Here is a 5,875-nt window from a genome sequence, read left to right on the forward strand (position 1 = left end):
GCGGAATGGGCGGAACTTTTAGGTTCGACGGTCCCCGTTGCCAACTCACCATGCCCTTCCATCTGGGGAGCCCCTTGCTGAGTTCCGGCCGGTTCGATAATCTTTACTTCCGCCTCGCTCCTGAGCACGGCAATCCATTCCTCCACTTCTTTAGAACCCTCCCGGTACTTTAAAAAGAACCTTACTTGCTCCATTATCCCGGATAACGGGATGGTAGTGGCTTCTTTCCTGTCTTCGAGCTTGATAATATGGTACCCGAAGCGGGTTTCCACAACGTCGCTGACCTCACCGGGTTTCATGGCGAAAGCCGCCTCCTCAAAGGGCGGCACCATGTCTTCACGCGAAAAGTACCCCAGGTCCCCCCCTCTCTCCCCGGAGGGCCCCTCGGAGTACTTTACGGCCAGCTTGGCGAAATCGCTTTTCGCGTCTCTGGCCTCGGCCAGTACGGTCTCGGCTTTCTTGCGGGCCTTTTCCTTCTCCTCCTGCGAATCCGAAGGCTTTACTTCTATCAGAATATGCCGTGCCCTGATCTGCTCGGGCTCCCCAAACTCTTCGGGGTTGTCTTCATAGTAGTTCTTCACGTCCTCGTCCGATACGGGGACCTTGGACAGGACATGCACGTCTATGAGCTTATTTATCATCAGGTCTACCCGTACGAACTCCTCGAGTTTATTCGGGGGCATATTGCCACGGCTGTACTTTGGGCTTGCCAAAGCCTCCCGTAACTCCGAATCCGGGACCTCTATACTTTCCGATACGGCCCGCTGGTAGAGCAGCTCTCTCGTAACGGCGCGCTCTATCCACCCCGTTCGAACCGCCCTTTCAATGTAAGGGGTAATTTCCTGGCCCAGTTCCTCGGCGCGTTTCAGCTCGCCCTCTATATAAAAGGAGAGCTCTTCCATGGGTATCTCCTTGCCGTTTACTATGGCGGCAACCGTCGGCTCATATGCTCCGCCCGCCCGAACGGCATGTGGAACTTCCCTGGTCTGGACGGGAAGGTCTTCCGTCCGGGGCATGAGCGTCATGAAAAGGTAGAACGCCGCCGCCGCACATATAAAGAGGAAGAGACCCTTCATGCTTTTGGATAAGTCGGCCATATCGAGAAAGAAACCTCTGCTCCACAAATTAAAAAAGGGGCGGGCTAATGCCCGCCCCTTTATGGTGTGCCTACAAGCTCGGTACTACCCGTCCCCCGGCAGACTGTAGCCCTCGCCCGCGAACTGGATGTTGGCCGGGTCGTCGCACCTCGGGGGGCTTACCGCGTGCACCCCGTTGCAATGGGGACATTTGGCCACAAAGGTCTGCATCCGGAACTCCTTGCCGCAGCCCTGGCAGGTCGCGGTCAAACCGCCGTTCGGTATCGGCGAGTTGCCCACGCCGCCGCCGTGGGCGTTGGACACGAACTCCACAAGCTCTCGGCCCTCTGAGTAGGGTCCGGCTGTGCCATCGCTGCAGCCGCTTCCGCAATCGCTCATTTGCTCATAACCTCCTTAACTAGTCTTGATCGTTCCTGAACTTTTATAATAAAATAGCCCCGGAGAAAAGTCAAGTATATAGAAGACCGCCCTGCAGCTCCAGCCCCGCACCCGCAAGGACATTTTTATCTCCCTTATCTCCATTATTTCCATCATTTCTCGCCCTCGCAGCCGCATGTTTCAGTTATGAAATTGTTTCTTCTGTGAAACGTTTTTGTACTTCGCTGATTTTGTTATGTTTTTTTGTTTCATTGATGGAAACGTTGCGTCGGTGAAACAAGTTCCGTCAGCCTCACCTTATCCCCTTTCAGGGAAAACCATAATGAAATCAGGGTGTTGTGCAAGTTGGCACGGTTCTTGGAGTATATAAGGACAGTACGAGTCTTAAACCAGACAGATCTACAAAAGGAGGTGAACCAAAATGAGGAACACACACTTTCTCGAAAACGCAAAGACGGGGCTTACGGGCCTGGCGATTGTTGGCATAGCCGGCACCACCTACGCGTTCTTAAGCTTCGCCGTCGTGATGGCCACGGCACTGCTGGCCCTGCTTGTCGGCAGCTCCACCCCTACGGGTACGGCTGTATAACACCGCCTTACCCCTGAAGCGGACGAAGGAAGAACCACCGACTCGCAAAGGTGTATCACGAGGGGGAACCTTCCCTTCGCCTCCAGACAAAACCCCCACCACGCCCATGGTGGGGGTTTTGTTATTTCAAAACGGACTAAAGCCGAAACGGAAAAAGTGTTTCTTTTTTGAAACATTTCCGTTGTCTTTCTGCCGGAGCATCGGTATAATGAAGGGTATAGGAGGTAGCCCATAGGTGGAGAAAATAAAAACCCTTGTAAGGCTTAATACCGACACCATCCTTAACGGCATAGCCGACGGGGTTGTTGTGATGGGGCTCGACCACAAGGTGCTCTTCGTAAACCGCGCGGCCAGGGAGATCCTCAAGAGGGCCGGCGTGGATAGGATTTCACCGGGCGAGAAGTGCCGGGACGTTATGTGCCATTCGGCCTGTACCCTCGATTGCCTCATAAACACCACCATAAAGACCGGCGAGCACATCTACAACTACGATGCCGTGCTCGAAAACCCCAGGACCGGCGGCAAAACCGAGATCAGCATAAATACCGCGCTCTTGAAGGACGAGACCGGCAAGGTCATCGGCGGGGTAGAGATATTCCGCGACGTCTCGCTCATAAAGGGGCTCAAGGACGAACTGAAGGACAGGTTTTCTTTCGGCAGCATCATCGGCAGGAACCACAAGGTACTCGAGGTAAACGGGCTTCTCCGGGAGGTCGCGCCGACAGACGCCACCGTACTCATCCTCGGCGAGACCGGTACGGGCAAGGAACTCAGGGCGCACGCCGTCCACCGGAACTCCCCCCGGAAGGACGGCCCCTTCATAAGGGTCAACTGCGCCGCCCTCTCCGAGGGCCTCCTCGAAAGCGAGATCTTCGGCCACGTCAAGGGTGCCTTCACCGGCGCCATCGCCGACAAGCCCGGCAGGTTCGAACTCGCCAACGGCGGCACCATCTTCCTCGACGAGATAGGCGACATCTCGCCCGCGACCCAGGTAAAGCTCCTGAGAATCCTCCAGGAGGGGGAGTTCGAGAGGGTAGGCGGCACCAGGACCCTTAAGGCGGACGTCCGGATCATAGCGGCCACCAACAAAGACCTGAAGGTCGAGGCCGCGAACGGCCGGTTCAGGGAAGACCTCTACTACAGGCTCAAGGTGATAACCGTCACCCTGCCGCCGCTAAGAGAGAGTAAGGACGACATCCCGCTGCTGACGAACCACTTCATAGACAAGTTCAACAAGAAGATGAAGAGGGAGATTACCCACATCTCCCCCCAGGCCCTCGAAATACTCATGGAACACGACTACCCCGGCAACATCCGAGAGCTCGAACATATAATAGAACACGCCTTCGTGAGATGCCACGGCAAGACCATCGCGCCCGAGCACCTGCCGCCGGAGTTCCGGGACATGGACACTGTGGAGAGGGTCTTGGCGAGCGATAAGCCGCTTAAGGAGCTAGAAAGGGAGACCATCATACGCGCGCTCGACGATGCCGGATGGAAGTACCAGGAGTGCTCCCGGAAGCTCGGTATCAGCAGGACTACGCTCTGGAGGAAGATGCGGGACCTCGGCATAGAAAAAAGGAAAAAGGCGTCATAACCCCATGAAGCGGGAGATGGTGGCCGGACTTATTATAAAAGATAAGAGGCTGCTCCTTGTACACAATAAAAAACACGGGGGGCTCAGGTTCGAGCCGCCCGGGGGAAAACTCCTGCCCGGCGAAGAGCCCGAAGCGGCGGTCGTAAGGGAAATAAAGGAAGAGCTCGGCATAAGGGTCCGGCCGGGAAAACTCTTCGGCGTATACGACACGCACTCGCCCGAGGGGGAGTTCTCCGTACGGATGTTCTTCTGCGAGGTCGTCGAAGGCGAGCCCGAGGTAAGGGAGCCCGAGAAGATAGGCGGCTTCGGCTGGTATACCACAGGCGAGATGGAGGGGCTTAAGGAGCTCGTGCCGAACATGCGGGCGGCCCTTAAGGGGTTGGGGGATCTGTAGATAGGCCGTCCACGGTTTGACAGCCCCCGATCCTGTGCTATAATTTTACCGGACGAACCCACCGTGCGAACCCACTATACGAACCTGGGCGAAGGAGGGATAAAGGCCATGAAGAGAGTACTCTTAATCGCGGCGGCCATGATTGCGATAAACGGCACCACGCTCCTTGCCGCCGAGCATCCGGTAAAGAAGTTCTACTTCAACGTGGAGGAGAAAAAGATAACCCTCCTCAGGGAGCCCGAGAAGGCGGCCACGGTATGGGCGTTTAACGGCACGGTGCCCGGCCCCGTCATGCGGGTCAACAAGGGAGACCGCGTCAAGATATACTTCGAGAACACGAGCGGCAACCCCCACTCCATCCACATCCACGGCTCCCACCCCTTCGAGATGGACGGGACCGGCGATAAGGAACTCCACCCCAACCACGCGCAGGACCCTCAGACCGAGTTCGTATACGACTTCATAGCCGAAGAGCCCGGCTACTACCCCTACCACTGCCACGTGGACGCCGCCAAGCATATGGACATGGGGATGTACGGGCTCCTGATAGTCGAGGACCCGGCGCAGAAAAAGACCTACGACAGGGAGTTCATAAGTTTCTGGGACGAGTGGGACATCGACGGCGACGGGGTCTACGAAACGCACACCATAAACTCCAAATCATACCCCGACACGGAGCCCCTTAAGGCGAAGGTCGGCGAGCGTATAAGGATCGTCATGGTCGCCTTCGGCTACGAGGTGCACGCCCCGCACATCCACGGCGCGGTCGCCGACGTGCTCGACCAGTTCACGGGCGCAAAGCTCTACAAGTCGGACACCGAGATGTTTACGACCGCCCAGGTGAGGGTCATGGAGGCCTCCTTCAAGCACAAGGGCAAGTGGATGTTCCACTGCCACGTGGAGCCCCACATAGTGGACGACGGCGAATACCCAAGGGGCATGATGACCTTTATAGAGGTGGAGTAGGGTGCTGCATGAAATGAAGGAGGCTATACCTTGGCGGATATAAGCTGTCCCAAATGCTCACACCTCACAAAGCGCGGCGGCTTCGCGACGTGGCAGATAGTCGTGGCAATCCTTTTCTTCCCCATAGGGCTCGTGGCGCTCTCCGGCGGCAGGAAGCCCACGGTCTGCTCGGGCTGCGGCCATACCTTCGCTTCGTAGGGGGGCTTGCCACTATAAAAATCAAACAATGCAAGGGCGTATTTATATTTCGGGGGCTTTCACCAACGTCTGCACCTCAAAGTGTGGCGGCAAAAACGGTTGGATTGAGAACGACCCCCATTTCTGGACAATGCCCCCAACATGGGGGATATGCCGTACGGATTTTAGGCGGAAGGTAGGAGAAGATGATTATGTGTTTTTTGTATTGCCAAAGGCATCGCCTTTACCGCAGATGATATATGGCTATTTTAAGGTAGAAGACAACGTGACGCACTTAGAAGCCTACGGAAAACTGAAAAGAAAAAGAATGAACAAAAACAAGAACCCCAACGGCAATATCATTGTAACCGGAAATGGTCGCTATAACAGACGGGGAGATAACGGTACCCACAAAGACAGATTCGAAGGAATCAAAGAGAATTATGTTATCGGTGACAGGAAGGACTACGAATTCCTACTCGACAGGAATGGCAGGCCAACGCCCAAGTTTAGCAAGCTATCCGACAGTTTTCTCCCGATGCTTAAAAAGGTATTCAAGACAAACAAAGATTCCGTATATAGCATAATCGGACGAAAAGGACGGGTTTTGTCGGAGGGTCAAGTAAAGCAGCTTTTAGTTTGGTTGCGCAAATAATACTCTTGACCTTCAAGGCTGC

The 5,875-nt window shown here is 55.4% G+C and carries 8 protein-coding genes; 6 read left to right on the forward strand and 2 right to left on the reverse strand.

Features of this window, described 5'->3' with window-relative positions; all coding sequences use genetic code 11:
* The coding region (locus tag V3W31_02690) for a peptidylprolyl isomerase (GenBank protein MEE9613845.1) at nt 1-1,097 on the reverse strand (1,097 nt) is incomplete at its 3' end.
* Between the two features lie 84 nt (nt 1,098-1,181).
* Nucleotides 1,182-1,475, reverse strand: a complete 294-nt coding sequence (locus tag V3W31_02695) for a hypothetical protein (GenBank protein ID MEE9613846.1) — start codon at nt 1,473-1,475, stop codon at nt 1,182-1,184.
* Nucleotides 1,476-1,896: 421 nt separating this feature from the next.
* Here V3W31_02695 and V3W31_02700 point away from each other — a divergent pair, with 421 nt between their 5' ends.
* The 6 genes from V3W31_02700 to V3W31_02725 all read left to right on the forward strand — a co-directional run bounded on the left by V3W31_02700 (nt 1,897) and on the right by V3W31_02725 (nt 5,853).
* The gene (locus V3W31_02700) at nt 1,897-2,064 is read left to right on the forward strand and encodes a hypothetical protein (GenBank protein MEE9613847.1); all 168 of its coding nucleotides are present in this window, start codon (nt 1,897-1,899) and stop codon (nt 2,062-2,064) included.
* 235 nt (nt 2,065-2,299) lie between these two features.
* A complete protein-coding gene (locus V3W31_02705) occupies nt 2,300-3,661 on the forward strand; it encodes a sigma 54-interacting transcriptional regulator (GenBank protein ID MEE9613848.1) in 1,362 nt (453 codons plus the stop codon).
* 4 nt (nt 3,662-3,665) lie between these two features.
* Nucleotides 3,666-4,055, forward strand: a complete 390-nt coding sequence (locus tag V3W31_02710; protein MEE9613849.1) for an NUDIX hydrolase — start codon at nt 3,666-3,668, stop codon at nt 4,053-4,055.
* 108 nt (nt 4,056-4,163) lie between these two features.
* Entirely contained in the window at nt 4,164-5,021 is an 858-nt protein-coding gene (locus V3W31_02715) for a multicopper oxidase domain-containing protein (GenBank protein ID MEE9613850.1), read from the forward strand.
* A gap of 30 nt (nt 5,022-5,051) precedes the next feature.
* The gene (locus tag V3W31_02720; GenBank protein MEE9613851.1) at nt 5,052-5,219 is read left to right on the forward strand and encodes a DUF2367 domain-containing protein; all 168 of its coding nucleotides are present in this window, start codon (nt 5,052-5,054) and stop codon (nt 5,217-5,219) included.
* Nucleotides 5,220-5,247: 28 nt separating this feature from the next.
* On the forward strand, nt 5,248-5,853 hold the full coding sequence (locus V3W31_02725) for a hypothetical protein (protein ID MEE9613852.1): 606 nt from the start codon (nt 5,248-5,250) through the stop codon (nt 5,851-5,853).
* Nucleotides 5,854-5,875: the final 22 nt, after the last annotated feature.

Source organism: Thermodesulfobacteriota bacterium (genome assembly GCA_036482575.1).
Lineage (GTDB): Bacteria > Desulfobacterota > GWC2-55-46 > GWC2-55-46 > JAUVFY01 > JAZGJJ01.

Coding starts and splice junctions, on each gene's coding strand:
- V3W31_02695 (MEE9613846.1), bottom strand. CDS start 1,475: ATGAGCGATTGCGGAAGCGGCTGCAGCGATGGCACAGCCGGACCCTAC.
- V3W31_02700 (MEE9613847.1), top strand. CDS start 1,897: ATGAGGAACACACACTTTCTCGAAAACGCAAAGACGGGGCTTACGGGC.
- V3W31_02710 (MEE9613849.1), top strand. CDS start 3,666: ATGAAGCGGGAGATGGTGGCCGGACTTATTATAAAAGATAAGAGGCTG.
- V3W31_02715 (MEE9613850.1), top strand. CDS start 4,164: ATGAAGAGAGTACTCTTAATCGCGGCGGCCATGATTGCGATAAACGGC.
- V3W31_02725 (MEE9613852.1), top strand. CDS start 5,248: ATGCAAGGGCGTATTTATATTTCGGGGGCTTTCACCAACGTCTGCACC.